The sequence below is a fragment of the Alphaproteobacteria bacterium genome (assembly GCA_033344895.1).
Classification (GTDB): domain Bacteria; phylum Pseudomonadota; class Alphaproteobacteria; order UBA8366; family Aestuariispiraceae; genus Pacificispira.
The window spans coordinates 2,762,808-2,785,310 of the sequence record JAWPMN010000001.1 but is presented as its reverse complement, the minus strand read 5'-3'; the positions used below and the strand labels follow the sequence as shown (position 1 = coordinate 2,785,310).

Below are 22,503 nucleotides of genomic sequence, written 5' to 3'. Positions count from 1 at the left end.
AAACTACAACAGGGTGATTGTGAACCTTTCCCGACGCGCCCCGTTTCCACAGGAAGTGCGCGCGGGTTAATCCCTTCGATTCATAGGGATATCAGGGTTACTCGGCGGCTTCGGACGCGGCGCCGTCTTCCAACCCGGCGATGAATTTCTCCGCCTCCAGCGCGGCCATGCAGCCCATGCCTGCCGCCGTCACGGCCTGCCGATAGGTCTTGTCCTTCACGTCGCCCGCCGCATAAACGCCGGGGATATCAGTCGCGGTCGAATCCGCCGCGGTCAGGATGTAGCCTTCCTCATCCATCTTGATATGGCCCTTGAACACGGCCGTCGCCGGGTCGTGACCGATGGCGACGAACATGCCGTGGACGGCCAGTTCGCTTTTCGCATCGGTCTTGACGTTGCGCAGGACCAGCCCCTCGACACCGAGCGGATCCTCGCTGCCAGTCACATCTTCGACGACCGTGTCCCAGATGACCTCGATCTTCGGATGTTTCAGCAGGCGATCCTGCAGGATCTTCTCGGCGCGCAGGCTGTCGCGGCGATGGATCAGTGTGACCTTGGACGCGTGATTGGTAAGATACAGCGCCTCTTCCACGGCAGTGTTGCCGCCACCGATCACGGCGACTTCCTTGCCGCGATAGAAGAAGCCATCGCAGGTCGCGCAGGCGGAGACGCCGAAGCCCATGAACTTCTGCTCAGCCGGCAGGCCCAGCCAGCGCGCCTGAGCGCCGGTCGCGATGATGATCGTATCGGCCAGATAGACACTGCCGCTGTCGCCGACCGCGCGCAGCGGGCGCTGGGTGAAATCGACATCCGTGATCAGGTCATGGCGGATGTCGGTACCGACCTTTTCCGCCTGCTTCTGCATCTGGTCCATCAGCCACGGGCCCTGGATGACATCCTCATAGCCCGGATAATTCTCCACATCGGTCGTGATCATAAGCTGCCCGCCCGGCTGAAGCCCGGCGACCAGCATGGGTTCCAGATTGGCGCGCGCGGCATAGATCGCGGCCGTATAGCCCGCCGGACCGGCGCCGATGATGAGAACCTTGACCCGATGCGTGTCCGACATGCTGATTTCCTCGAAAAGTCTCTTGCTGCGCGGGATTGCCAGCGGCGCCCGACACCTGCTGACAGGTCCCAGAACATAGTCACCGCGCGCGCATCCGCAACCGCTTCCTAGCCGATTCTCGCCTCTTTGCGGCGATCCAGCGTGACAAAGTGATAATCCGGCGCCTCCACAGTGGGATCCTTCGGCGGCGGGCCCGGTTCCCGTGCCGTCTCCTGCCAATCTGCGGGATCTATCTCCGGAAAGAACGTATCGGCATCGGGGGCCGCGTCGACCTCGGTCAGATAAAGCCGGTCGGCATGCGCCAGGGTCTGTCGATAGATCTCCGCTCCCCCGACGACACAGACTTCTCCGACATCCGCCGCAAGGTCCCTGGCCCGGGTCAGCGCGCCCTCCACCGTATCGAATACCTCCGCCCCCTCGGCCTCGTAGCCCGCCGCCCGGGTCACGACGAGGTTCGGTCGCCCGGGCAGGGGCTTGCGCGGCAGGCTTTCCCAGGTCTTGCGCCCCATGACCAGAGGCTTGCCCATCGTGACCCGTTTGAAAAAGGCAAGATCACCCGGCAGCCGCCAGGGCAGATCCCCATCGATACCGATTGCGCGGTTGCGCGCCATGGCCACGACCAGAACGATTTTCGGGCGCGCGTCGCGCATCATTTCTTCCTCGCCTTCTTCCGGGCGGCCTTGCGCGCCTTTTCGATCGCGGTCCGCCGCCCCGCCTCAATCCCAAGACGCGCCCAGTCGAGCAACTCATCCTCATCATCCATGGCGGAATCCGGACAGCGCCGGAAGGCGGGCACCACGGTCGTACCGCCCTTCTTGTCATATTCGAACGGCTCACAGCAGGCCGCGTCGAAGGCTTCCGCGGTATCCGCATCGCATTTGAAGTAAAGCGTGTCGCGCAGCACGGCGGCGAACATCGCATCATCCAGATAGAAGCACATGCCGCCGAACAGACGCTTGCGATGCACCGGTCCCAGCGGCGCGAAGCGCTCCGCCAGCCAGTCCATCAGCTCTGCGCTGACCGCCATGAGTCAGTCCGCCCACATGTCAGACCGCCACGGGTGCCGCGATATGCGGATGCGGGTCGTAATCGGACAGTTCGAAATCCTCGAACCGGAAGGCGAAGACATCATCGATATCCGGGTTGATGGTCATGGTGGGCAGATGGCGCGGTGTCCGGGAAAGCTGCAGATCGGCCTGTTCCAGATGGTTCAGGTAGAGATGGGCATCCCCGAAGGTATGCACGAACTCTCCGGGCCGCAGTCCGACGCCCTGGGCCACCATCATCGTCAACAGCGCATAGGACGCGATGTTGAACGGCACCCCCAGGAAAATGTCAGCGCTGCGCTGATAGAGCTGACAACTCAGCTTCCCATCGGCCACATAGAACTGGAACAGACAATGGCAGGGCGGTAGGGCCATGTCGTCGATATCGGCGGGGTTCCAGGCACTCAACATATGGCGCCGACTGTCGGGATTGCGCTTCAATCCGTCGATCAGGATCCGCATCTGGTCGATGCTGCGCCCGTCGGGCGCGGCCCAGGACCGCCATTGCTTACCGTAGACCGGCCCGAGATCTCCGTTCTCGTCGGCCCATTCGTCCCAGATCGAAACGCCGTTTTCCTTCAGATAGGCGATATTGGTATCGCCGCGCAGGAACCACAGCAGTTCATGGATGATGGACCGCAGATGCAGCTTTTTCGTGGTGACCAGAGGGAAGCCCTCGGACAGGTCGAACCGGAACTGTCGGCCGAAAACCGACCGTGTCCCCGTCCCCGTCCGGTCGGATTTCACCACACCGTTGTCGCGCACATCGCGCAGCAGATCGAGATATTGCTTCATGGCGACACCATTTAGGGAGATTCCGGGGTAAACTGAAAACCCCTTTCATCGCGCGGTCATACTGCCTATATGTATCCCTGTCGAGCAATCGACTATGGCGCTAGAGGGCGCTGCGAAATAAGCGTAGTGGACCCGGGGGCAGTACCCGGCGCCTCCACCAGTTTCGCCGAGGATTTCTCAGGATTTCCTCGGCATATGGGGGCGAATCAGGATCGACACGCGTGGTAAAGGCAGATGTCCGCGCCCGGCATGGTACCGCCGTTATCGGGCCGTATCGCTAAATGCGAATGATAACGACGAGATGGTTGCTGTCGCTGCGTAAGTGGCCTCAGTAGCAAAGTCGGAATTCCTGGAAACCTCATCCGTTTCCAGGTGGGGTTTGGGGGACCCAGCAACAGAACCCCCCACTTTCTTCCCCACAAAAACCCGAAACCCGACGACCTGCGGTAGGTAAACCTACGCGCGCAAACCGTACGTTTAATGCGTGCAAGCGAATATTTGGTAGCCCATTAACCATGTTTTGTTCTAGTCTATGTCCGGGAGAGCGGATGTGACTGACACACTCGACATGGCAGTTCCGGGCGGAGTCAACGCCCTCCGTGCTCTGGATCGACTGAACCCCGGCGATCCTGAGTTCATGCCGGCGATCCTCAAAATTCTGGCAGACGTCACCGACTGTCGCCTTACCGGAATCGGGCTCAGGGTCGAGGATACCGACCGCATCGAGGTACGAGAAATCTATGATCGTCAGGGGGCCGTCGTACCGTTTTCCTATTCCTTCGCGAGCGGTCCCTGCGAAATCGTCTACAACACATCGCCGAAAGACCCCTTCCGGGCCTTCCCGGCTGAAGTCTCCACCCGATTTCACGCACCGGATTTCATGACTGCTCTCGGTGTCGAGGGGTATCTGGCAGAGGCGATCTACGATCCGGAGGGCCAGGTCTTCGCGCATGTCTTTGCGATCGACACGGACCCGATTGCGCTGGGCCCCGGAACCGAGATCACTTTCCGGCTGCTGGCACAACGGATCGGCGCCACGTTGATTGAACAACGTGCCCAGGATGCCCTGCGTCACAGCCAGATGCGCTACCGGACCGTCATCGACGAGATTGCCGATGCCATCTTCATTCACGATCTCGACGGACATTTTCTTGACGTGAACGAACAGGCCTGCGCGGCGTTGGGATACAGCCGGGACGAACTGCTGCAGATGTCCGTCGGCGATGTCGAAGTGGCCATACCGTGCGAACTGGTGATGGAAAACTGGCGCAAGGCACGGCTTGGCAAGCTGGTCGTCCAGGAGGGTGTCCATGTCCGAAAGGACGGCACCCGTTTTCCGACGGAAATCCGCGGCAGGTTGATCCAGCTGGAGGGTGAGCCCGTTGTCATCGTCTCCGCCCGGGACGTCAGCGATCTGAAGGTCACCGAAATCTCCCTGCTGGAGGCGCGCCGGGACGCAGAGGCCGCCAGCCGCGCCAAATCCCAGTTCGTCGCCAATATGAGCCACGAACTGCGCACGCCGCTCAACGCGATCATCGGCTTTTCCGACATCCTCAAAGAACAGCATCTCGGGCCGATCGGTCACGACCGCTACGCCGAGTATGCCGATGACATTCATCGAAGCGGCCAGCACCTGCTGCGTCTGGTTTCGGACATACTGGATCTGTCAAAGATCGAGGCGGGACAGGAAACCCTGCGGGAAACCGTGTTCATGCCCGATACGGTCGTTGCCGACAGTCTCGCGATCCTGTCGGATCGGGCGCGCCGGAAGTCGATCAAGTTCCAGACCGAAAGCGATACCGAGGACGTCTGGCTCAGAGCCGACGAGGTGAAGCTGGAACAGATCCTGATCAACCTGCTGGCCAACGCGGTGAAGTTCTCCTTCATCGGAGGCCGGATTCTGATCACGTCACGCCTGATGGACGATGGCAGTTTCGAGATCGTCGTAGGGGATTCCGGACCGGGTATCGAGCCGGATCGCCTGGAACAGGCCTTCGAAAGTTTCCAGCGGCTCGACTCCGCCCAGCAGATGGCGGTCGAGGGCACGGGCCTGGGCCTGCCGATTGCGCGCAAGCTGTGCGAACTTCATGGCGGCAGCGTTCACCTGGAAAGCGAACCGGGCAAAGGCACCAACGCGATCGTTCGAATGCCCGGACATCGCGTGGTCCCCCCCGCCGCCATGACCCAGTTGCACTAAACTCCGGTATCCCGATCAGGCCGGGGCCATGCCGCGACCGGACCGAATGCGGCTCATCAGCAGCCAGGCGGCAATTCCCATGTTGAACAGGTTCCACAGAATGCCGTTCAGGAAGGCGGCTTGATAGTTGCCCGTCAGATCGTATATCTCCCCGGACATCCACCCGCCCAGCGCCATGCCGAACACAGTCGCCATCAGCACGATCGAAACCCGCGTCCCGGCCTGGCGCGCCGGAAAATACTCCCGGACGATCAGGGCATAGCTGGGCACGATGCCGCCCTGGGACAGGCCGAACAGGGCCGACACGAGATACAGCGATATCAACCCGTCGAACGGCAGATAGAACAACAGCGCAAGGCATTGCAGCGCCGACCCCAGGATCAGGGTACCGATCCCGCCGATCCGGTCCGCGATGACGCCGGATATCAGGCGGCTCACGATGCCGAGACCCAGCATCAGGGACAGCATCTCCGCACCGACGGCGGGTCCGTAACCCAGATCACCGCAATAGGCGATAATGTGCACCTGCGGCATAGACATGGCGACACAGCAGGCAACCCCTGCCAGCGCCAACATCGTCAGCAGCACCGTCGGTGACGCCGGTGCGGCGCCCGTTGCCGCGCGCCGGGCGACAGGGGCATGTCCCTGATCCACCTGCGGCCGGCGCCGCAGCAGCATCGACAGGGGAACCATCGTCGCGACACAGAAGAGTCCGACCCAGATATGGGTTTCGCGCCAGCCTACCAGTTCGATCCCAAACTGAAGGACCGGCGGCCAGACCGTGCCGGACAGATAGTTGCCGCTGGCCACGATTGCGACCGCGATCCCGCGATGTCTGAGGAACCAGTGCGACGTGTCGGCAACCATCGGCGCAAAGGTGGCCGAACTACCCAGCATCCCGATCAGCAGCGCCTGGCAGGCCACGAACATCCAGAAACTGGTCGCGAAGGCGGACAGGACGTACCCGATTCCCAGCATGACCGCTGCGATACAGACAGGAACCGCGATACCGAACCTGTCGACCAGTCGGCCCATCAGGATGCCACCGGCCGCGAAGCCGATCATCGTCGCCATATAGGGAAAGGAGGCGCCGCCCCGGTCGATGCCGAATTCCGCCTCAATCTCCGGAAGGACAACCACCGAAGACCACAGGCCGATGCCGCCAATCGTGCTGACGATCAGGCTTATGAACAGGCGCAGCCATGCATAACGGCTGTCCGCCTCGGAAGGCATCGACAGGGTTTCGGACATGAGAGTAATCCTTGGGTCGTCCGGCGCGGACCCATGCTCCCTAACGCGGTGGGCTTTCCGCCGCAATGGCCATTATCGCCAATCGGACCGGTGCCAAAGAGTTGTGACGCGGCGAAACAAACCACCCGCTGCATTCACTTACATCGGGCAAGATGCCCGCGCCTCCGGGTTTATTTGACCGATTGCATAAAAAAACTTGGAATAACTGTCGTTGTCCCCTACCGTGGAGTTGCGAGTACGACGGGAAAACCAAACAAGGCGTGGATTCGGAACGCGAAACCAACTGCCGCGACAGAGCGGCGGCGGGACCGATCCGTCTCCGCGAGCAACAATGGCCGTATCGGAATCGGCGGGCAGACGGCGAGGCGGCGCATGGCGCGCCAGGGCATTGCTGATCGGTCCGGCTGCGCTGGCAATCGGTATCTTCATGGTCGTGCCGTTGCTTCTGATGGCCTGGATTTCGATCCACGAGCGCGACTTCTCCGGCAGCGTGGTCTGGGACAGTTACTCTGCGGAAGCCTATCTGCGCTTCATCTTCGAGCGGAATCTCGATGACAGCCTGTCCTGGAACTTCGACTACCTGTCGATCATCCTGCGATCGATCTGGCTTTCGGCGATCACCACGGCCCTGTCGCTGCTGGTCGGATTCCCGACCGCGCTTTTCATGGCGACCCGATCGGAGAAATGGCGGGCGACGCTGGTCTTTCTGGTAACCATCCCGTTCTGGACCAATCTGCTGGTCCGAAACTACGCCTGGATCCTGCTGCTGCGCGACCACGGCACGATCAATTCCTTCCTTCTCTGGACGGGGCTGATCGGTGAGCCGCTGCCCCTGCTGCACAACAGTTTCGCGGTGTCCGTCGGACTGACCTATTCCTTCCTGCCCTTCATGGTGCTGCCGATCTATGCCAGCCTCGAAAAACTGGACCCGCGGCTGATCGAGGCCTCGTTCGATCTCTATGCGAACCGGGTGCGCACGCTCTGGCACATCGTTCTGCCGGCGGCAAAGCCGGGCATCATCGCCGGATCGATTCTGGTTTTCGTGCCCTGCCTCGGCTCCTACGTGACACCGGAACTGCTGGGTGGCGGCAAGACGATGATGATCGGCAACCTGATCGGTCTGCAGTTCGGCGCGGCGCGCAACTGGCCGTTCGGCGCGGCGCTCGGCTTTGCGCTGCTCGCCCTGGTCCTGATCGCGATGACGATCTATGCCCTCAAGGCGCGGCCAAAGGCAGGGACGCAATGACGGACAAATCCGCCATGACACTGCCGATCCGCCGGGCAGCACCGGGTGATGCGAAGCACTGGCCTGGGGTCGCCTTCATGGCGGTCCTCTTCTTCGCCTATGTCTATCTGCCGATCGCGGTCCTGATCGCGCTGTCCTTCAACGCCAACGAATTGGTGACAATCTGGTCGGGCTTTTCCGTCGACTGGTACATCAAGGCTCTGCAGAACGAGGAAATGCTGCGCGCGGCGAAGAACTCCCTGATCATCGCCGTGGTGGCGGCCACGGCGTCGACCTCGCTCGCCACCTTGGCGGCGGTGCGCATGGCGCGGGACCGGTTCACGGGACAGTCGGCGATGAATGTCATGATCGCCCTCCCCCTGACGGTTCCGGAAATCGTCACTGCCGTCGCGACGCTGATGTTCTTCGCGATGGTCGGCATCACCCAGGGCCTGATCACCGTCATGATCGCCCATACGGTCTTCTGCATCCCCTTCGCCTATCTGCCGATCCGGGCCCGGCTGGAAGGCCTCGATCCGCGCCTGATCGAAGCGGCGGGGGACCTCTACGCAACACCGGGCGCCGCCTTTCGGAAGGTTACACTGCCACTGATCATGCCGGGGATCATCTCCGGCGCGGTGCTGGCCTTCATCATCTCACTGGATGATTTCGTCACCACCTTCTTTGTCGGCGGCGCCGGATCGACGACGTTGCCGATCTACATTTTCGGACTGATCCGGGTCGGCGTTTCGCCGGAGGTCAATGCGATCTCGTCGATCATGCTGCTGGTTTCGGTGGCGCTCGTCTCGCTTTCACTTCTGCTCGGTAGAGGACGCGGGCAGACACAGCACAGATAACGGCCGTCCTCGCAACAGGAAAACGGGAGACGATAATGTCAAGAATGTCCCAAATCCTTGGGGGCCTCACGGTAGCGCTGGGGCTGTCCCTCGGAGGCGCCGCGTCGGCGCAGGAACTGCATCTCTACAACTGGTCCAACTACTTCCCGCCGGAGCTTCTGGAGAAATACGAGGCCGAGACGGGTGTCACGGTCACGATCGACAATTACGCCTCGGAAGAGGATCTTCTGGCCAAACTGCAGGCCGGCGGCGGCGGATATGACGTGATCTTTCCCGGTCCGACCACGCTCGGCACAATGATCGAAAAGGGTCTGGTCGCGAATATCGGCGTCAATCAGATGGCGAATTTCGGCAATGTCCTGCCGCCGTTCCAGACGCTGTCCGTCGATCCCGACCGGTCCTATTCGGCGCCCTACATGTGGGGAACGACCGGTTTCACCTACGATCCGGCCATGGTGCCGGGCGGTGAGCTTGAGCAAAGCTGGAAGGAACTGTTCGAGCCGCGCGACGAACTGAAGGGCAATATCGCGATGCTGAACGAGATGAGCGACGTCTGGAACGCCGCCGCATACTATCTCGGCGTCGACAAATGCACCGAGGATTCCGGCGATGCCCAGAAGATCCTCGACCTGCTGATGGCCCAGAAACCGCATGTGAAGGTCTATTCGAACGACGGGACGATCGACCGGATGTCCGCCGGCGAGGTCGCGGTCCACATGCAATGGAACGGTGCCGCGCATCGCGTGAAGAAGAACAAGCCGGATGCGGTCTATGTCTATCCGAAAGAAGGCGTGACCTTCTGGACCGATACGCTGGCGGTTCCGGCAAACGCGCCGAACATGGACGCGGCGAAAGCCTTCGTGAACTGGATGATGGACCCGCAGAATGCGGCCATTGCATCGAACTACACCGGCTATTCCAACGCCATCAAGGGTTCCGGCGCGTTCCTGAACGAGAGCCTTTCGGCCGATCCGGCGGTCAACATGCCGGAGGAATTCGGCGAGCGCCTGTCAGGCTTCAAGCAGTGCAGCCCGGCCTCGAAACAGCTTCGCGAGCGGGTCTGGACCAAGTTGAAATCCTGATCCGACAGTCCGCACAGGAAAGGGCCGGCCCCCGGGGCCGGCCCTTTTGCATTCAGGACCGAAGCGGTCGATCAGGACAGCGCGGCGTCCAGGTCTTCCAACAGATCCTCGACATCCTCCAGACCGACGGACAGTCGGATCGTGCCGTCATCGATGCCCAGATGGGACCGTTCCTCCGGCTTCAGCCGCTGGTGGGTTGTTGTCGCCGGATGGGTCACGAGGCTCTTGGCGTCACCAAGGTTATTGGAGATATCCCACAGGCGCAGCCGGTTCAGAATGTCGAATGCGCGCGGCTTCCCGCCCGGCACCGTAAAGGTGACCAGCGTCCCGAACCCGCTCATCTGACGTTTTGCCAGCGCATGCTGCGGGTGGCTTTCCAGGCCCGGATACCGAACGGCCTGCACGCCGTCATGGGCCTCCAGGAAGTGCGCGATCCGGTCGGCATTCGCACACATCCGCTCGACCCGCAGCGGCAGCGTTTCCAGCCCCTTGACCATGATCCAGGCGTTGAACGGACTCATCGATGGGCCGGTATGGCGATAGAACGGTTCAAACACGTCCTTGATATACTTGTTGGTGCTTAGCACCGCGCCGCCCATCGTCCGGCCCTGGCCGTCGATATGCTTGGTCGCGGAATAGGTCACGATATCCGCCCCCAGTTCCAGCGGGCGCTGCAGCATCGGCGTGGCGAAGACATTATCGACAATCACCTTCGCGCCGGCGCCATGGGCCAGGGCGGACACCACCTCCAGATCGACCAGATCGAGCATCGGGTTGGACGGTGTTTCGACAAAAACCGCATCGGCACGGTCCTTCAGTGCCGAGGCCCACTGGTCCAGGTCATGCCCGTCGACAAAAGTCGTTGAGACACCGAAACGCGGCAGGATTTCCGAACAGACGATGTAGCAGGATCCGAACAGCGCCTTCGACGCGACGATCCGCTTGCCGTGCCCCAGGAAGCACGCCAGGGCCGAGAAGACCGCAGCCATGCCGCTGGACGTCGCCCGACAATCCTCCGCCCCTTCCAGCCGGGCCAGACGTTCTTCGAACATGCCGACCGTCGGATTGGCATAGCGCGAATACATGAAGTTGTCGGTCTCGCCCTTGAAGGAGGCTTCGGCCTGTTCCGCACTGTCATAGACATAGCCGGAGGTCAGGAAGAGACCTTCGCTGGTCTCCCGAAACTGGGACCGGTCCAGGCCGCCCCGCACCAGTTCTGTCTGGCGTCGATAGCGCCGCCCGGTCAATCCACCGTCCATCTTTCCGCGATCCTTCTTCACTTGCCGCGCCGGCCGTTCCGGTCAGCCCTGGGCCCAGGGCAGGCCCGCGACCTTCCAGCCGCCGGTCTGGCCGCGATGGCCCTCGCCGTCCTTATCGCCCTCGAAACCTTCGAGAATGTTGTAGCAGCGGGTGTAGCCCGCCTGGGTCAGCGCCGCCGCCGCCCCCTGGCTGCGCTGGCCGGAGCGGCAGAGGAACAGAAGCGCGGGATCGCCATCCCCGACCGCGCCCTTCACCTGTTCCACAAAGTCGGCATTAGCGACGCCGCCGGGAAACTTGATCCATTCGACCAGGACCGTCTGCTTGCCGATACGTTCCAGGACCGGTACGCCGACGAACTGCCATTCCGCTGCGGTGCGGACGTCGATCAGGACGGAATCCCTTTCGTCTTCCAGGATCTTCCAGGCGTCTTTCGGCGCGATGTCGCCGGCATAGGCTCCGCTCATTTTAGCCACCTCAACAGAGTTGTTCAGCTCGTGCGCGACGCATGGCACACGCCGTCGTCCACGGGAGACAAGGCGTTTAGCAGCATTTCACACAAAAGAAAAGGTAAATAATCAATTCCCGCAGATCAGGCGGCGAGAACCACGCCGTTGTCCAGCATGTCCCGTCGCGCCTCAGCCAGGGACCCGTCCAGATCAATGGCACGGCACCCGGCCTCGATCACCGTGACTTCGAAGCCCAGCTTGGCGGCATCGACGGCGGAGAAGCGGACACAGAAATCGGTCGCCAATCCCGCGATGACCAGCTTCGTCACACCCCGCTCCCGCAGGTAGCCCTCAAGTCCGGTCGGCGTCGTGTGGTCGTTCTCAAAGAACGCCGAATAGGAATCGATCGACGACCGATAGCCCTTGCGGACGACCAGATCCGCGGCATCGGTGTTCAGATCCTTGTGGAAGTCCGCGCCGGCGCTGCCCTGAACACAATGAACCGGCCACAGAACCTGGGGACCGTAAGGTGCCTCGATCAACGAGAACGGGTCCGCACCCGCCGTATTCGCGGCGAAGGAAAAATGGTCGGCCGGGTGCCAGTCCTGGGTAAGGACCCTGACCGGATAGGCTGGCATCAGATCGTTGATAACGGGTACCACCGCGTCGCCATCGGCAACCGCCAGGGCGCCGCCCGGGCAGAAGTCGTTCTGAACGTCGATTGCGATGAAGGCGGTGTCTTCGGTGGTCATCTTCAAGCTCCGGCACGGTCTGCGGGCGCCAGTTTTTCACGCAAGGCTGACATCGGCAAGAACCGCGGATCGGTTCAGCCCTTTTCCGGCATCTGCTTTCGGATCATATCGCCCAGGGCGGCATTCAGGCGGACAAGCGGTTCGTTCAGCTCCGGCACCGTGGAAAGGATGTAGAGGCCAATCCCCTCCTGGAGAAAGAACGTTGCGATATTGGGGAAACTGTCGATGACCTCGTCATGCGACCAGTCATCCTTCACATGGGCTTCGTAAGGATTCCCATGCTCCTCACCCTGAGGATAGTGCACGATGGGGATCGAAATCAGGATCAGTTTCGAAACGGACAGAAGCCTGTCGATCAGCTTCTGCGCATCTTCCTTTTCCATATGTTCCAGCACGTCGCCGCAGAACACGAGATCGAACTGGGAGGCCAGTTTTCCCGGATCGCAGAGCCGGGCGTCGACGCAGTGCACATGGTCGTATTTGGACGCCAGATCGTATTCGGTGACATAGGGTTCCCAGATCTCGACGGCATGCCATTCGCTCCCGGGCATATGGGCACGAAGCAGGTTGCTGTACGTCCCCGATCCCGCCCCGATATCCAGAACCCGCCGGACGATGCCCTCGTCGTACATCTTTCGAACGGCCAATGCCGTATAGAGTTTTCCGGCTTCCGTTGAACCAGCCATCCTTCAAACCTGTCCTTGCTTTCTGATGCCGATACATCGGCTTCATCCGAAAACCGGCCCGTAACCGGATTTCCATGATCCAGCGTCCGCCGATTGTGCCCCATCGCCGAAGCCACAAACCACCGACGCCCGAACTATCGCAAGAACCGGGTGGGCCGTCCACGATAGGCATTCTAACAATCCGGTTGTCCCAGCAATCCCGTTGTCCCGATTGGGAATGTCGCCGCGATGGCCTCGAGTTTCCTGCCTTTACCGACCGACGTCGTTCGTGCCCTGCAGAACGGCAGGCCCGATTCGAACGGTCAGGTTCCGGAACGCCAGGTTTCGGATGGCGCAGGCAATCCATGCCGCCATTGCCTACGGCAGATCCCGAAGGACAGTGAAATGCTGGTCCTGGCGCACCGCCCCTTCCCATTCCCGCAACCCTATGCGGAGGTCGGGCCGGTCTTTCTATGCGCCGATGCCTGCGAACCTCCGTCCGACACCACCCGGATGCCGGAGATCCTATGTGACGTATCCGAAGTGCTGATCCGAGGGTACGGAACGGACGATCGCATTCGCTATGGCACCGGCCGGGTGGTCGCTGTGAAACGGGTCCAGGGTGAGATGGAAGCAATCTTTGCCGACCCGACGGTCGCCTACATTCACGTAAGATCGGCCCGAAACAACTGCTTTCAATGTCGGGTGGAGCGCGGCTAGCGCGACGCCCGCGTCCCCTGTCAGTGCCGTATGGTTATGGCCGCCGTGACCGGTTCGCCATCCTTCGCATAGGCCCGGTGATCGTTGGTGTTCAGAGTTACGGCAATCTGATGGTCGCCGGGCGGCAGCGGGTCGGTCACGAACTCGGTTTCGTAAACGCGGCCGATTTTCACATTGTCGACGTAATAATGCGCGTGACCGTGATTCGGAACATGGGCTGAATCCACCGCGTCCCGGTCCAGAACGAAGCCGCCGAGATCCAGCGAGATCCGCCAACGCCCCTCGCCGACCGGTTCGGCGGCCAGCGCGATCTCCGGCACCGGCTCCCCCTCCGCCGGTTCGTAGAGACCGGCGCGCAGCGTCAGATCCCTTCGCGGCACCAGGGCCTCGACCCGCGCCTTGATTTGCACTTCCCCGGCATTCTGGAAGATCAGGGTCAGCGGGACCAATTGCCCCTCCTGAAGCGGTTCCTCGATGCCCAGCAGTTCCAGATGTGCGGTCTCCGCGCTGAGCGCCGTCGTTCCGCCGGACGGAATGACCACGAACTCCCCGCCATCCGTGTTCCGTCCGACCGTCGGGCCGTGGAACCCGCAATTGCCGGCATAGTCGCTGACTGCGCCGATCAGGATGTCGGGTTCACCGGATGTATTGGTCAATGTCATGAAGACCATCGCGTCGCCGGGCACCGTATCCGTAGCAATCAGGCGCGGCGATTCGACGAGAACGCCGCCTTTCGACCCCTGAAACATGAAGAGCGCCGCACCGCCAAGCAGGAGAGCGGCCAAAAATCCAACAGTCAGAATTCGAAGGTTCATACCTGCCCCGGCTCGGTTTCGGGGCAGAGTTTGGCTTGCATGTCCCGGACGGTTCAAGCCCAATTCCGCCCTCTGGGATGAACGAGGATCGACGGTGACCGGGCGGCAACCGCTAATACTGTGCGTGATGCTGGCCGTGCTATTCTGCGGCGGGACGGCGTGGGCCCACACGGCGGAGCGCGGTTTCATTCTGTTGCTGCCGACGGAGTATTACCTTCTGGGGGGCACCCTGTCGGTGGCGGTGTCCTTCGCAATTCTGTTCGCGATCGCGCCGGCCCGCATCGCCGAGGCGGCCGCAGATCGATTCTGCCTGCCCTGGTTTCGGGCGAGCTATCTCGACGAGATGTTCGCGGCGGCGTCCTTTCTGTTGTTCGTCTTCCTGATCTATTGCGGCGTGGAAGGCACGCGGGACCCACTGACCAATCCGTTGCCGCAGGCCGTCTGGACCCTCGGATGGGTCGGCATCACGATCCTGCACGCGGTGGTCGGCAACCTTTGGGCCGTTCTGAACCCATGGCGCTTTCCGGTTCGATTGATGCGGCGCGCGGCCGGGCTGACGCCTGACGGCGCGGGACGGTTTGCCCTTCCGCCAGGCCTGACCGGATGGCCGGCCATTGCCTTCTTCATGGCGATCGCCTGGTTCGAACTGGTCGACCTGGCACCGGACGACCCGGACCGGCTGGCCATTGCCGTCGCCGGATACTGGCTGGTCCATTTTCTGGGTGCGGTCCTGTTCGGCGAAAGGCAGTGGCTCAACGCCGCAGAACCGCTGACGATCCTCTTCCGATACCTTGCGCTGATCGCGCCGGTCGGAACGGAAAACCGGTCCGGGCAACGCCGCCTGACCCTCGCCTGGCCCGGCGCGCGCGTTCTCGACGCCGACCCGCCCCCGGTCGCGGTCGCGCTGTTCCTGCTTCTGACACTGGCCACCGTTTCGTTCGATGGCCTGAACATGACTTTCTGGTGGCTGGGGCTCAACGGCATCAACCCCCTTGAGTTTCCGGGGCGCTCGGCCGTGACCAACATCAACACGGCGGGTCTCGCCGCGGCCTGGATCGCGCTTGCCGGTCTTTACGCAACGGCGGTCCTGCTGGGACAATGGCTGGGGAGGGCCCCGTTTCTCCCGGCATTTCGACTGTTTGTCCTGTCGATTCTGCCGATCTCCCTCGCCTATCACCTGTCCCATTACCTGACCGTGCTCCTGGTCAACGGCCAATGGGCCCTTGTCGCGGCCAACGATCCGTTGGGAACCGGGTCCGATCTCCTCGGCTTGCGCGATTTTCGAGTCACAACGTCCTTTTTGAACGTCGCGGAGGACGTCGAACGCCTGTGGCAGTTCCAGGTCGGCGTAATTGTTGCCGGGCATATTCTGGCGGTGGTCCTGGCCCATGGCCTGAGCCGTCGCATACCCTATGGCCGCCATAATTTTCAAATGGTTAGCCAGATTCCGATGGCTGCTCTGATGGTCGGTTACACACTGTTCGGTCTATGGCTTCTCTCTTCGCCGACAGGGGGGTAAGGTAAGCGGCACTGGACAGGAATTTGTTTGTGTGCATACGATTTTCCCAAGAGTGCGGCCGCGTGGGAGCGGAACCGTGCCAACCAGACCTGAACAGGAGGTTTCGTGATGACCAGTCAGGGACCCAAGTCGAATACACAGAAAAAGCAGTTTAGCCGCCGCGACACGCTGAAGACCGTCGCGGCCGGTGGATTGGCCGCGGCGGCATTGCCCCTGGCCGGACGTTTCAATCAGGCCCACAGCGCCGAACCGATCCGCATCGGCTTCCAGGCCCACCGCACCGGCATCGGCGCTGCCTATGGCCGCTGGTACGAACGGACGACCATGGCGGCCGCCCAACTGATCAACGACGGCGGCGGCATCAACGGCCGCCCGGTCGAGATCGTTACCGAGGACGACGGCACCGACCCGAAACGCGGGGCCGAGGTGGTCGAGAAATTCGCCATTCAGCACAAGACCGATATCGTCTTCGGCACCCTGTTCAGCCATGTCGTCATCGGCTCCGCGCCGCGGGCGGGTGAGTTGAAGATCCCGTATTTCGTGGTCAGCGAAGGCCACCATGTCGCCAGCGGCAAGCTGAACCGCTATGTGCTGCAGCCGGGCATCACCGATGTGAAGAGCCAGGTCCAGTCCATGGCGCCCTGGGTCAGCGGCAATCTGGGCAAGAAGGTCACGATGATCTTCCCGGACTTCGCCTTCGGTCACGATCACCGCGACTATTTCTCCGCCGCGATGGCTGCCCAGGGCGGCGAGGTGATCGAGAAGATCGCGATCCCGCCGACGGAGACCAACTTCTTCAAGTATTTTCCGCGCATCCCGCAGGAAACCGAGGTCCTGTACCATGTCATGGTCGGCCCGGGCGTCCTGACCTTCGTCAAGGAAATGGGCCAGTTCTTCGGCGGTGACCGTCCGGAAATCTTCGGCTTCATCGACAGCCTGGAAGCCGTCGATCTGGCCAGTCCCGGACTGGAGGCCCTGGAGGGCACGTATTTCTGGGAAGCCTATCCGCGCTATGCCCAGAATGACGGGGCCAACCCGCATGATGCGTTCTACCGCGAAAAGGTCGGCGTCGACGCCAACGGGGCCAGTGTCAACGACCCGAAGGATATCTCGACCTATTCCCACATGTTCGGTTGCTGGGAGACCCTGCACATCATCAAGCAGGGCATGGAAGCTGCCGGCTATCAGGGCCCGGACGACCGTGCCAAGCTGATCGAGGCGGTGGAAAGCTTCACCGAATTCCCCGAAAGCCAGGCGCATCCGCAGGGCATGAAGACCTTCAACGGCAAGACCCATCAGGCTTTCGGTATCCAGAACATCAGCAAGGTCAATGAGGGTAAGCTGGGCGTCGTGCACCGTACCTCCATCGAGGACAGCCTGTACGAGCCGGAAGTCGACTACACGACGATGCCGCTGTAAGGCGCTTCGCAGGATCGTTGACCGGACCGCCGCCGCGCCGTTTCCCGGCCGGCGGCGGATCCGAAGCTGAAGGTCGTTCCCGTTGAATTACGGTACGTTTTTTCTGATCGCCTCGATGGAAGGCGCCGTTCAGGCGGCTGTCCTGGCCTTGACGGCGCTGGGTCTGTCGCTGGTCTTCGGTGTCATGCGCGTCGTCAATGTGGCGCATGGCGAATTCTACATGCTGGGCGCAGTCATCGCCTATTGGGTGTCGAGCCAGATTTCCGGCTCGCCGCTGCTCGGCTTTCTGGCGGCGCTGATCCTCAGCCCGATGCTGGTAGGGGCGCTCGCCGCGGCGGCGGACCGGCTCATTCTGAAGCGCCTGAATTACGATCCGGAGGCGACGATCGTTGCCACGATCGGGCTGCTCTACATCCTGCAGCAGGCGGCGCTGACCCTTCACGGGCCGGTGCCGACAGCGGTGGCCGCCCCCTTCGACTTTTATGTCCGGTTCCCCGGTTTCGGTTATTCCGGCTACAAGCTTTTCGTGATCGTTGCCTGTATCGCGCTGATGCTGGGCACGTGGTTCCTGCTGGCCAAGACCCGTATCGGACTGGTCATGCGCGCGACACAGTATGACCGCGAAACCGCCCAGGCCTTCGGCATCCCGGTCGACCGGGTCTATGCCGGGGTCTTCGCGCTGGGCGCGGCCCTGGCCGCCATCGCCGCGGTGCTGATCGTCCCCACGCAGCAGGCCTATTACCTGATGGGCGGCGATCCGCTGCTGCTGTCCTTCATCGTCGTCATCATCGGCGGTCTGGGAAGCCTGCGCGGCACCGTCGTCGCCGCCATCCTGATCGGCATGAGCGACGGCATCATCTCGACCCTGTTCGAACCGACCCTGGCGAAGATGATCGCCACTGCACTGGTCGCACTGGTCCTTGTCTTCCGCCCCACGGGCCTGTTCGGGACGGTGGCACGATGAACCGGGTTCTGGGACTTCATATCGGTGTCATCGTACTGCTGCTGGCGCTGCATTTCGTGCTGCCGGACTATCACCATGTCAGCCTGGCGCGAATCCTCGTCCTGACGGTCTACGCCCTCGGCTACAATCTGCTGTTCGGCTATACCGGATTGCTCAGCCTGGGCCATGCCCTGTTCTTCGCCGCCGGTCTCTATGGTGCCGGCATGTCGATGCAGGCCTATGGCTGGACCGCCGGGCCGGGATTCCTGTTCGGATTTTCCTGCGCCGTTCTGATGGCGCTGGGCATAGGATTGCTGGCGCTGCGCACCGCCGGGGTGTCCTTCATGATCGTCACCCTGATGTTCTCGCAGGTCGGCTATCTGACGACCCTGTATTTCAACGAACACACGCGCGGCGACGAAGGTTTCGTCATTCCGCTGGAGCTTCGGCAGGTCTTCGGCATCGATCTTTCCGTCGAAGACACCCGCTATCTGGCGGCGCTGGCCCTGTTCGCCGCAGCGGTCCTGATCAAGCTCGCCATCGTGCGCTCACCGACCGGCCGCATTCTGGTCGCGATCCGAGAGAACGAGGAACGCACGCGCATGCTGGGTTATGACCCTTTCCGCTACAAGCTGACCGCACTGGTCCTGTCCGGCGCCTTTGCCGGGGCGTCCGGGGCCGCCTATGGCATCCTGTTCGGCTATGTCGGGGCCAGTTTCGCATCGATCCAGTATTCGATCCTGCCGCTGCTCTATGTCTTGATGGGCGGTGTCGGCACGGTCCTGGGCCCGCTGGTCGGGACGGTCGCCATGTTCTATCTGATCGATATCGCCAGCGGTCTGACGTCGGCCTATCTGTTCTTCGTCGGTGCCGCACTCGTAATCCTGATCCTGGTCGCGCCCAAGGGCATCCTGGGAAGCGTTCGCGACCGCTGGGCGAGGTGGCTGCCATGACCCTGCTGAGCGCCCGGAACCTGTCCAAGAATTTCGGCGGCCTGACCGCCGTCAAGGACGTGGACTTCGACCTGCCGGAAGGCGAGATCCGCGCCATCATCGGACCGAACGGAGCCGGCAAATCAACCCTCGTCAGCCTGATCAGCGGCCGGATCAGGCCCACGACCGGAACGATCGCCTTTCAGGACCGCGATATCACGCGCCTGCCTGCCCATCGCCGGGTTGCGCAGGGCATTGCCTACACGTTTCAGATCACCAGCGTCTTCGCCAATCTGACCTGCCGGGAGAACATCCTGCTGCCCGCACAACGCGGCGCCCTGGCGGCGGCCGGTCCCTTCGGGCGTGTCGACACCGACGCCTTGAACCAGCGAGCCGAGGAAATCCTGACCCGCGTCGGGCTGGGCGACCGCGCCGATACCAAGGCGACGGAGATGGCCTATGGTCACCAACGCCTGCTGGAGGTCGGGATGGGGCTGGCCCTGGATGCCAAGCTGCTGATCCTCGACGAGCCGACGCAGGGCCTTTCGGATTCGGAGATCGCGAACTTCCTGGATCTGATTCGCGGTGTCGCGAAGGAGACGACCGTGCTGCTGATCGAACACAATATGACCGTCGTCATGGAACTGGCGCAGCGCATCACGGTGATGAATTTCGGCGAGATCCTGGCCGAAGGCACGCCGGAAGAAATCCGCGCCGACGACGCGGTCCAGCGCGCCTATCTGGGGGGCTGATGGCATGCTGACGGTTGATGGAATCGATTGCTTCTATGGTGACGTGCAGGTCCTGCGCGGCTTTTCCCTGATGGTCGAAGCCGGTGAGATTCTTTGTCTGCTTGGCCGCAATGGCGCCGGCAAGACAACCGCACTTAAGGCAATCATGGGCCTGGTGCCGCCGCGCGCCGGAAAGGTGACGATCGACGGCACTGACCTGACCAGCCTGCCTGCCCATGAAGCCCCGAAGCGCGGCCTTGGCTATGTCCCGCAGGGCCGCCGCCTGTTCGGCGAGTTAACGGTGGCCGAGAATATCGAGATCGGTCTGATGGTGAACGGGCACGGCAAGGACACACGCGAGAAGGTGCTGGACCTGTTCCCGGTCCTGCGCGAACGCCTGTCTCAGGTTTCCGGCAAGCTGAGCGGAGGCGAACAGCAGATGCTGGCCATGGCCCGGGCCCTGTGCACGGAACCCAAGGTCCTGCTGATGGACGAACCGACGGAGGGGCTTCAGCCGTCCATGATCTCCCGCATCCGGGAAGTGGTTCTGTCCCTGAAACAGACCGGCGTCGCGACCATTCTGGTCGAACAGCGGGTTGATGCTGTCCTGCCCGTCGCCGACCGCGTCGCCTTCATCGAAAACGGCGTCAACCGTGACACCGTTCCGGTTCAGACCCTGCGCGACGACCCCGATCTGCTGCATCGTTACGTCGGGGTTTGATCCGTCGCTCAGCCCCCGTACTCCTATGAAAACGGGGTTCAGGGCCAGCAGCGGATTGCAGCCATCCATCCAGGCGAGACCGAACTATTCCTCCGCCTTCTTCATCTCCAGGACGCGATTGAAGCCGTCACGACGGGGAATGCCCAGCGCCTTGGCGTAGGCATCACCGATGGCCTTGGTGGGCAGTCCGGCGGCGACCAGGGTTTCCAGCATGCGTTCCACCGCATCGCCGTCCACAGCCAGCGCGGCCCCACCCTCGTCCGCCGGCGGGGCGCCGCCGATCAGCAGGACCAGTTCGCCGTTTACCGCTTCGCCTTCGGTAATGTCCGAAAGGATTTCTGCGGCCGTCCCGGTCAGGACCTTCTCGCCGAACTTGGTCAGATTGCGGCACAGGGCCATGGGGCGGTCGGGCAGGATTTCCGCCGCCTCCTCCAGGGCTTTGTCGATACGGTGCGGTGCTTCGAAACAGACCGTCGTATAGGTCGCAGAGGTGAGTTCTTCGAACCGCCTTTTGCGCAGGGTCGGTTTGCGCGGCAGGAAGCCGACAAACCGGAAATCGTCAGTTGGCAGGCCAGCCAGCGACAGGGCGGTGGTCACGGCATCGGGCCCCGGCACCGTCGTCACGGCAAGACCTTCTTCCCTCACCGCACGTACCAGATGGAAACCGGGATCGGATACGGTCGGCATGCCCGCTTCCGAGACCAACGCGATGCGCGCGCCGTCGCGCAGGCGTCGCACGATATCCGGTGCGCGGTCGCGTTCATTATGGTCGTGATAGGCCGTCAGCGACAGGTCATCCAGTCCGAAGCCGGACAGCAGCGTCTTTGTCGTCCGGGTATCCTCGCACAGGATCAGGTCTACACTTTGCAGGACCGACAGCGCGCGTGGCGACAGATCGTCCAGATTGCCGATCGGCGTGCCGACCAGATAGAGGATGCCATCGCCGTCCTGATCCGCCTTTTCGTCCGACGCGATGGTCACTTCCAGTTCGGCGCCCGGCTGCTGCAGCGCCGCGATCAGATCGCGATCCAGCGCATGGGACCCCTTGTCCGCGCCGACGCAGAATGTGCGCGGCTCCGGCGTCGGCATGCGGCGAAAGATCAACGGCGCTCCGGCAGCGAATTTCGGATTTATCCGGGCGGTCGCCGTGTCTTCATGCGCGCCGCAGCGCAGGGTGATGCGGACGGCACCGCGCAGGCTTAGCAGCGCGGACTCGTCGTACTCCGCCTCCACCCCGATGATGCAGGTTCCGGCAGCCGTGATCGACGGATCGCGGGTCAGTTCGAAGGTCTTGGCATGGGACGCCCGGATGTTGGGGTGCCCCTTGCAGCGGATGATGACGGATTTTCCGGATGCGCTCATGGCCGCAAGATCGAAGCCGGGCGATGGAAAGTCAATCTTCCGCCACTGCGTCGATCATCAGGGTGCTGCGCGCGGACCCGCGCACCAGATGGCGGCCCCAGGCGGTACGGACCGGCGGATCGCCATGAATCAAGGCGCGATGGGTCATGCGGAAACCCGCCGCCCCGTAAATTTCCGGCAAGACGTCGGAGTCGGCCGGATCCTCGATATCGCCCATGCCGAGCCGCTCCAGATAGGGCCGGTCCTCAAAGACGGAATAGTTCAACAGGACGGACAGGCTGGCACCCGTTCTGCAGACCCCGCGCAGCAATCGCAGATGCTCCAGCGACGGTTCCGACACGATCCGCATCAGCGAGCCCCAGGGATATTGAACGGTCAGTTCGTCGACCAGCCCCTGAAACGGTCCCGGCAGCCGTTCCGCCGCCGCCCGAACGAACAACGCATTCGGCAGGCCGCCCTTTTTCGGGGACGCGCCGGCACTCCGGGCCGATTTCGCCATGTTCTCGGCTACGGCATCCACGCCGATAACCAGCTTGTCCGGAAAGTCCCGCGCCATATCCAGGACAAACTTGCCCTGCCCGGTCCCGACATCCATCACGACGGGCGAACGACCTTCGCGGCGTTCGGACAGGTCCGTGATGTCCAGGGGGGCCGTCTTCTTGCCCAACACAATGTCGAACGCGCTCAAGACCGACC

At 62.3% G+C, this 22,503-nt stretch carries 23 protein-coding genes and 1 other RNA gene; 12 read left to right on the top strand and 12 right to left on the bottom strand.

Translation table 11 applies throughout. The annotated features are described in order from the left end of the window. Positions 1–97: 97 nt before the first annotated feature. The 4 genes from trxB to R8L07_13525 form a co-directional block, all read right to left on the bottom strand. Positions 98–1,069, bottom strand: coding sequence for a thioredoxin-disulfide reductase (gene trxB, locus R8L07_13540; protein ID MDW3206553.1), 972 nt, complete (start codon positions 1,067–1,069; stop codon positions 98–100). Positions 1,070–1,176: 107 nt separating this feature from the next. Beyond that, entirely contained in the window at positions 1,177–1,722 is a 546-nt protein-coding gene (locus R8L07_13535) for a dihydrofolate reductase (protein MDW3206552.1), read from the bottom strand. Next, a complete protein-coding gene (locus tag R8L07_13530) occupies positions 1,719–2,096 on the bottom strand; it encodes a TfoX/Sxy family protein (GenBank protein MDW3206551.1) in 378 nt (125 codons plus the stop codon). The genes R8L07_13535 and R8L07_13530 overlap by 4 nt, the downstream gene beginning before the upstream one ends. A 19-nt stretch (positions 2,097–2,115) precedes the next feature. Next, positions 2,116–2,910 (bottom strand): thymidylate synthase, encoded by a 795-nt coding sequence (locus R8L07_13525; GenBank protein MDW3206550.1) that lies wholly within the window; start codon positions 2,908–2,910, stop codon positions 2,116–2,118. A 39-nt stretch (positions 2,911–2,949) separates the two neighbouring features. On the opposite strand from R8L07_13525, the gene ssrA reads away from it, so the two are divergent. Then, positions 2,950–3,319: a transfer-messenger RNA gene (ssrA, locus tag R8L07_13520) on the top strand. A gap of 141 nt (positions 3,320–3,460) precedes the next feature. After that, positions 3,461–5,107, top strand: coding sequence for a PAS domain-containing sensor histidine kinase (locus R8L07_13515; protein ID MDW3206549.1), 1,647 nt, complete (start codon positions 3,461–3,463; stop codon positions 5,105–5,107). A 15-nt stretch (positions 5,108–5,122) separates the two neighbouring features. Here R8L07_13515 and R8L07_13510 read toward each other — a convergent pair whose 3' ends face one another. Beyond that, a complete protein-coding gene (locus tag R8L07_13510; protein MDW3206548.1) occupies positions 5,123–6,358 on the bottom strand; it encodes an MFS transporter in 1,236 nt (411 codons plus the stop codon). Between the two features lie 331 nt (positions 6,359–6,689). Between R8L07_13510 and R8L07_13505 the strand changes: the two genes are divergently transcribed. From R8L07_13505 to R8L07_13495, 3 genes are all read left to right on the top strand, one after another. After that, the gene (locus tag R8L07_13505) at positions 6,690–7,604 is read left to right on the top strand and encodes an ABC transporter permease (protein MDW3206547.1); all 915 of its coding nucleotides are present in this window, start codon (positions 6,690–6,692) and stop codon (positions 7,602–7,604) included. A 77-nt stretch (positions 7,605–7,681) separates the two neighbouring features. Further along, complete coding sequence (locus R8L07_13500; protein MDW3206546.1) at positions 7,682–8,440, top strand: ABC transporter permease; 759 nt, start codon at positions 7,682–7,684, stop codon at positions 8,438–8,440. Between the two features lie 35 nt (positions 8,441–8,475). Continuing rightward, a complete protein-coding gene (locus R8L07_13495) occupies positions 8,476–9,522 on the top strand; it encodes an extracellular solute-binding protein (GenBank protein ID MDW3206545.1) in 1,047 nt (348 codons plus the stop codon). Between the two features lie 71 nt (positions 9,523–9,593). On the opposite strand, the gene metZ is transcribed toward R8L07_13495, so the two are convergent. The 4 genes from metZ to R8L07_13475 all read right to left on the bottom strand — a co-directional run bounded on the left by metZ (position 9,594) and on the right by R8L07_13475 (position 12,666). Next, entirely contained in the window at positions 9,594–10,781 is a 1,188-nt protein-coding gene (metZ, locus tag R8L07_13490) for an O-succinylhomoserine sulfhydrylase (GenBank protein MDW3206544.1), read from the bottom strand. A gap of 42 nt (positions 10,782–10,823) precedes the next feature. Then, a complete protein-coding gene (locus tag R8L07_13485; GenBank protein ID MDW3206543.1) occupies positions 10,824–11,246 on the bottom strand; it encodes a rhodanese-like domain-containing protein in 423 nt (140 codons plus the stop codon). A 125-nt stretch (positions 11,247–11,371) separates the two neighbouring features. Further along, positions 11,372–11,980, bottom strand: coding sequence for a bifunctional nicotinamidase/pyrazinamidase (gene pncA / locus R8L07_13480; GenBank protein MDW3206542.1), 609 nt, complete (start codon positions 11,978–11,980; stop codon positions 11,372–11,374). A 74-nt stretch (positions 11,981–12,054) separates the two neighbouring features. Continuing rightward, complete coding sequence (locus tag R8L07_13475) at positions 12,055–12,666, bottom strand: class I SAM-dependent methyltransferase (protein ID MDW3206541.1); 612 nt, start codon at positions 12,664–12,666, stop codon at positions 12,055–12,057. 228 nt (positions 12,667–12,894) lie between these two features. On the opposite strand from R8L07_13475, the gene R8L07_13470 reads away from it, so the two are divergent. After that, on the top strand, positions 12,895–13,365 hold the full coding sequence (locus R8L07_13470; GenBank protein MDW3206540.1) for a DUF1203 domain-containing protein: 471 nt from the start codon (positions 12,895–12,897) through the stop codon (positions 13,363–13,365). 20 nt (positions 13,366–13,385) lie between these two features. On the opposite strand, the gene R8L07_13465 is transcribed toward R8L07_13470, so the two are convergent. Beyond that, positions 13,386–14,180: a copper chaperone PCu(A)C gene (locus R8L07_13465; protein MDW3206539.1), complete on the bottom strand. Its 795-nt coding sequence runs from the start codon at positions 14,178–14,180 to the stop codon at positions 13,386–13,388. 94 nt (positions 14,181–14,274) lie between these two features. Here R8L07_13465 and R8L07_13460 point away from each other — a divergent pair, with 94 nt between their 5' ends. The 6 genes from R8L07_13460 (at position 14,275) to R8L07_13435 (ending at position 20,445) form a co-directional block, all read left to right on the top strand. Next, positions 14,275–15,699 carry a hypothetical protein gene (locus tag R8L07_13460; protein MDW3206538.1) on the top strand — a complete coding sequence of 475 codons (1,425 nt, stop codon included), beginning with the start codon at positions 14,275–14,277 and terminating at the stop codon, positions 15,697–15,699. Positions 15,700–15,807: 108 nt separating this feature from the next. Next, the gene (locus R8L07_13455; protein ID MDW3206537.1) at positions 15,808–17,118 is read left to right on the top strand and encodes an ABC transporter substrate-binding protein; all 1,311 of its coding nucleotides are present in this window, start codon (positions 15,808–15,810) and stop codon (positions 17,116–17,118) included. Positions 17,119–17,200: 82 nt separating this feature from the next. After that, positions 17,201–18,082, top strand: a complete 882-nt coding sequence (locus R8L07_13450; GenBank protein ID MDW3206536.1) for a branched-chain amino acid ABC transporter permease — start codon at positions 17,201–17,203, stop codon at positions 18,080–18,082. After that, positions 18,079–19,014 carry a branched-chain amino acid ABC transporter permease gene (locus R8L07_13445; GenBank protein MDW3206535.1) on the top strand — a complete coding sequence of 312 codons (936 nt, stop codon included), beginning with the start codon at positions 18,079–18,081 and terminating at the stop codon, positions 19,012–19,014. Before R8L07_13450 ends, R8L07_13445 begins: the two co-directional genes overlap by 4 nt. Continuing rightward, positions 19,011–19,745, top strand: a complete 735-nt coding sequence (locus R8L07_13440) for an ABC transporter ATP-binding protein (GenBank protein ID MDW3206534.1) — start codon at positions 19,011–19,013, stop codon at positions 19,743–19,745. The genes R8L07_13445 and R8L07_13440 overlap by 4 nt, the downstream gene beginning before the upstream one ends. Before the next feature lie 4 nt (positions 19,746–19,749). Continuing rightward, a complete protein-coding gene (locus R8L07_13435; GenBank protein ID MDW3206533.1) occupies positions 19,750–20,445 on the top strand; it encodes an ABC transporter ATP-binding protein in 696 nt (231 codons plus the stop codon). A gap of 84 nt (positions 20,446–20,529) precedes the next feature. Here R8L07_13435 and rsmI read toward each other — a convergent pair whose 3' ends face one another. Then, complete coding sequence (rsmI, locus tag R8L07_13430; protein MDW3206532.1) at positions 20,530–21,807, bottom strand: 16S rRNA (cytidine(1402)-2'-O)-methyltransferase; 1,278 nt, start codon at positions 21,805–21,807, stop codon at positions 20,530–20,532. Between the two features lie 31 nt (positions 21,808–21,838). Continuing rightward, complete coding sequence (locus R8L07_13425; GenBank protein ID MDW3206531.1) at positions 21,839–22,495, bottom strand: methyltransferase domain-containing protein; 657 nt, start codon at positions 22,493–22,495, stop codon at positions 21,839–21,841. Positions 22,496–22,503: the final 8 nt, after the last annotated feature.

Bases quoted from the DNA above. Each gene is read 5' to 3' on its own strand.
- trxB (MDW3206553.1), bottom strand. From the start codon at position 1,069: ATGTCGGACACGCATCGGGTCAAGGTTCTCATCATCGGCGCCGGTCCG.
- R8L07_13535 (MDW3206552.1), bottom strand. From the start codon at position 1,722: ATGATGCGCGACGCGCGCCCGAAAATCGTTCTGGTCGTGGCCATGGCG.
- R8L07_13530 (MDW3206551.1), bottom strand. From the start codon at position 2,096: ATGGCGGTCAGCGCAGAGCTGATGGACTGGCTGGCGGAGCGCTTCGCG.
- R8L07_13525 (MDW3206550.1), bottom strand. From the start codon at position 2,910: ATGAAGCAATATCTCGATCTGCTGCGCGATGTGCGCGACAACGGTGTG.
- R8L07_13510 (MDW3206548.1), bottom strand. From the start codon at position 6,358: ATGTCCGAAACCCTGTCGATGCCTTCCGAGGCGGACAGCCGTTATGCA.
- R8L07_13505 (MDW3206547.1), top strand. From the start codon at position 6,690: ATGGCCGTATCGGAATCGGCGGGCAGACGGCGAGGCGGCGCATGGCGC.
- R8L07_13500 (MDW3206546.1), top strand. From the start codon at position 7,682: ATGGCGGTCCTCTTCTTCGCCTATGTCTATCTGCCGATCGCGGTCCTG.
- R8L07_13495 (MDW3206545.1), top strand. From the start codon at position 8,476: ATGTCAAGAATGTCCCAAATCCTTGGGGGCCTCACGGTAGCGCTGGGG.
- metZ (MDW3206544.1), bottom strand. From the start codon at position 10,781: ATGGACGGTGGATTGACCGGGCGGCGCTATCGACGCCAGACAGAACTG.
- R8L07_13485 (MDW3206543.1), bottom strand. From the start codon at position 11,246: ATGAGCGGAGCCTATGCCGGCGACATCGCGCCGAAAGACGCCTGGAAG.
- pncA (MDW3206542.1), bottom strand. From the start codon at position 11,980: ATGACCACCGAAGACACCGCCTTCATCGCAATCGACGTTCAGAACGAC.
- R8L07_13475 (MDW3206541.1), bottom strand. From the start codon at position 12,666: ATGGCTGGTTCAACGGAAGCCGGAAAACTCTATACGGCATTGGCCGTT.
- R8L07_13470 (MDW3206540.1), top strand. From the start codon at position 12,895: ATGGCCTCGAGTTTCCTGCCTTTACCGACCGACGTCGTTCGTGCCCTG.
- R8L07_13465 (MDW3206539.1), bottom strand. From the start codon at position 14,180: ATGAACCTTCGAATTCTGACTGTTGGATTTTTGGCCGCTCTCCTGCTT.
- R8L07_13455 (MDW3206537.1), top strand. From the start codon at position 15,808: ATGACCAGTCAGGGACCCAAGTCGAATACACAGAAAAAGCAGTTTAGC.
- R8L07_13445 (MDW3206535.1), top strand. From the start codon at position 18,079: ATGAACCGGGTTCTGGGACTTCATATCGGTGTCATCGTACTGCTGCTG.
- R8L07_13440 (MDW3206534.1), top strand. From the start codon at position 19,011: ATGACCCTGCTGAGCGCCCGGAACCTGTCCAAGAATTTCGGCGGCCTG.
- R8L07_13435 (MDW3206533.1), top strand. From the start codon at position 19,750: ATGCTGACGGTTGATGGAATCGATTGCTTCTATGGTGACGTGCAGGTC.
- rsmI (MDW3206532.1), bottom strand. From the start codon at position 21,807: ATGAGCGCATCCGGAAAATCCGTCATCATCCGCTGCAAGGGGCACCCC.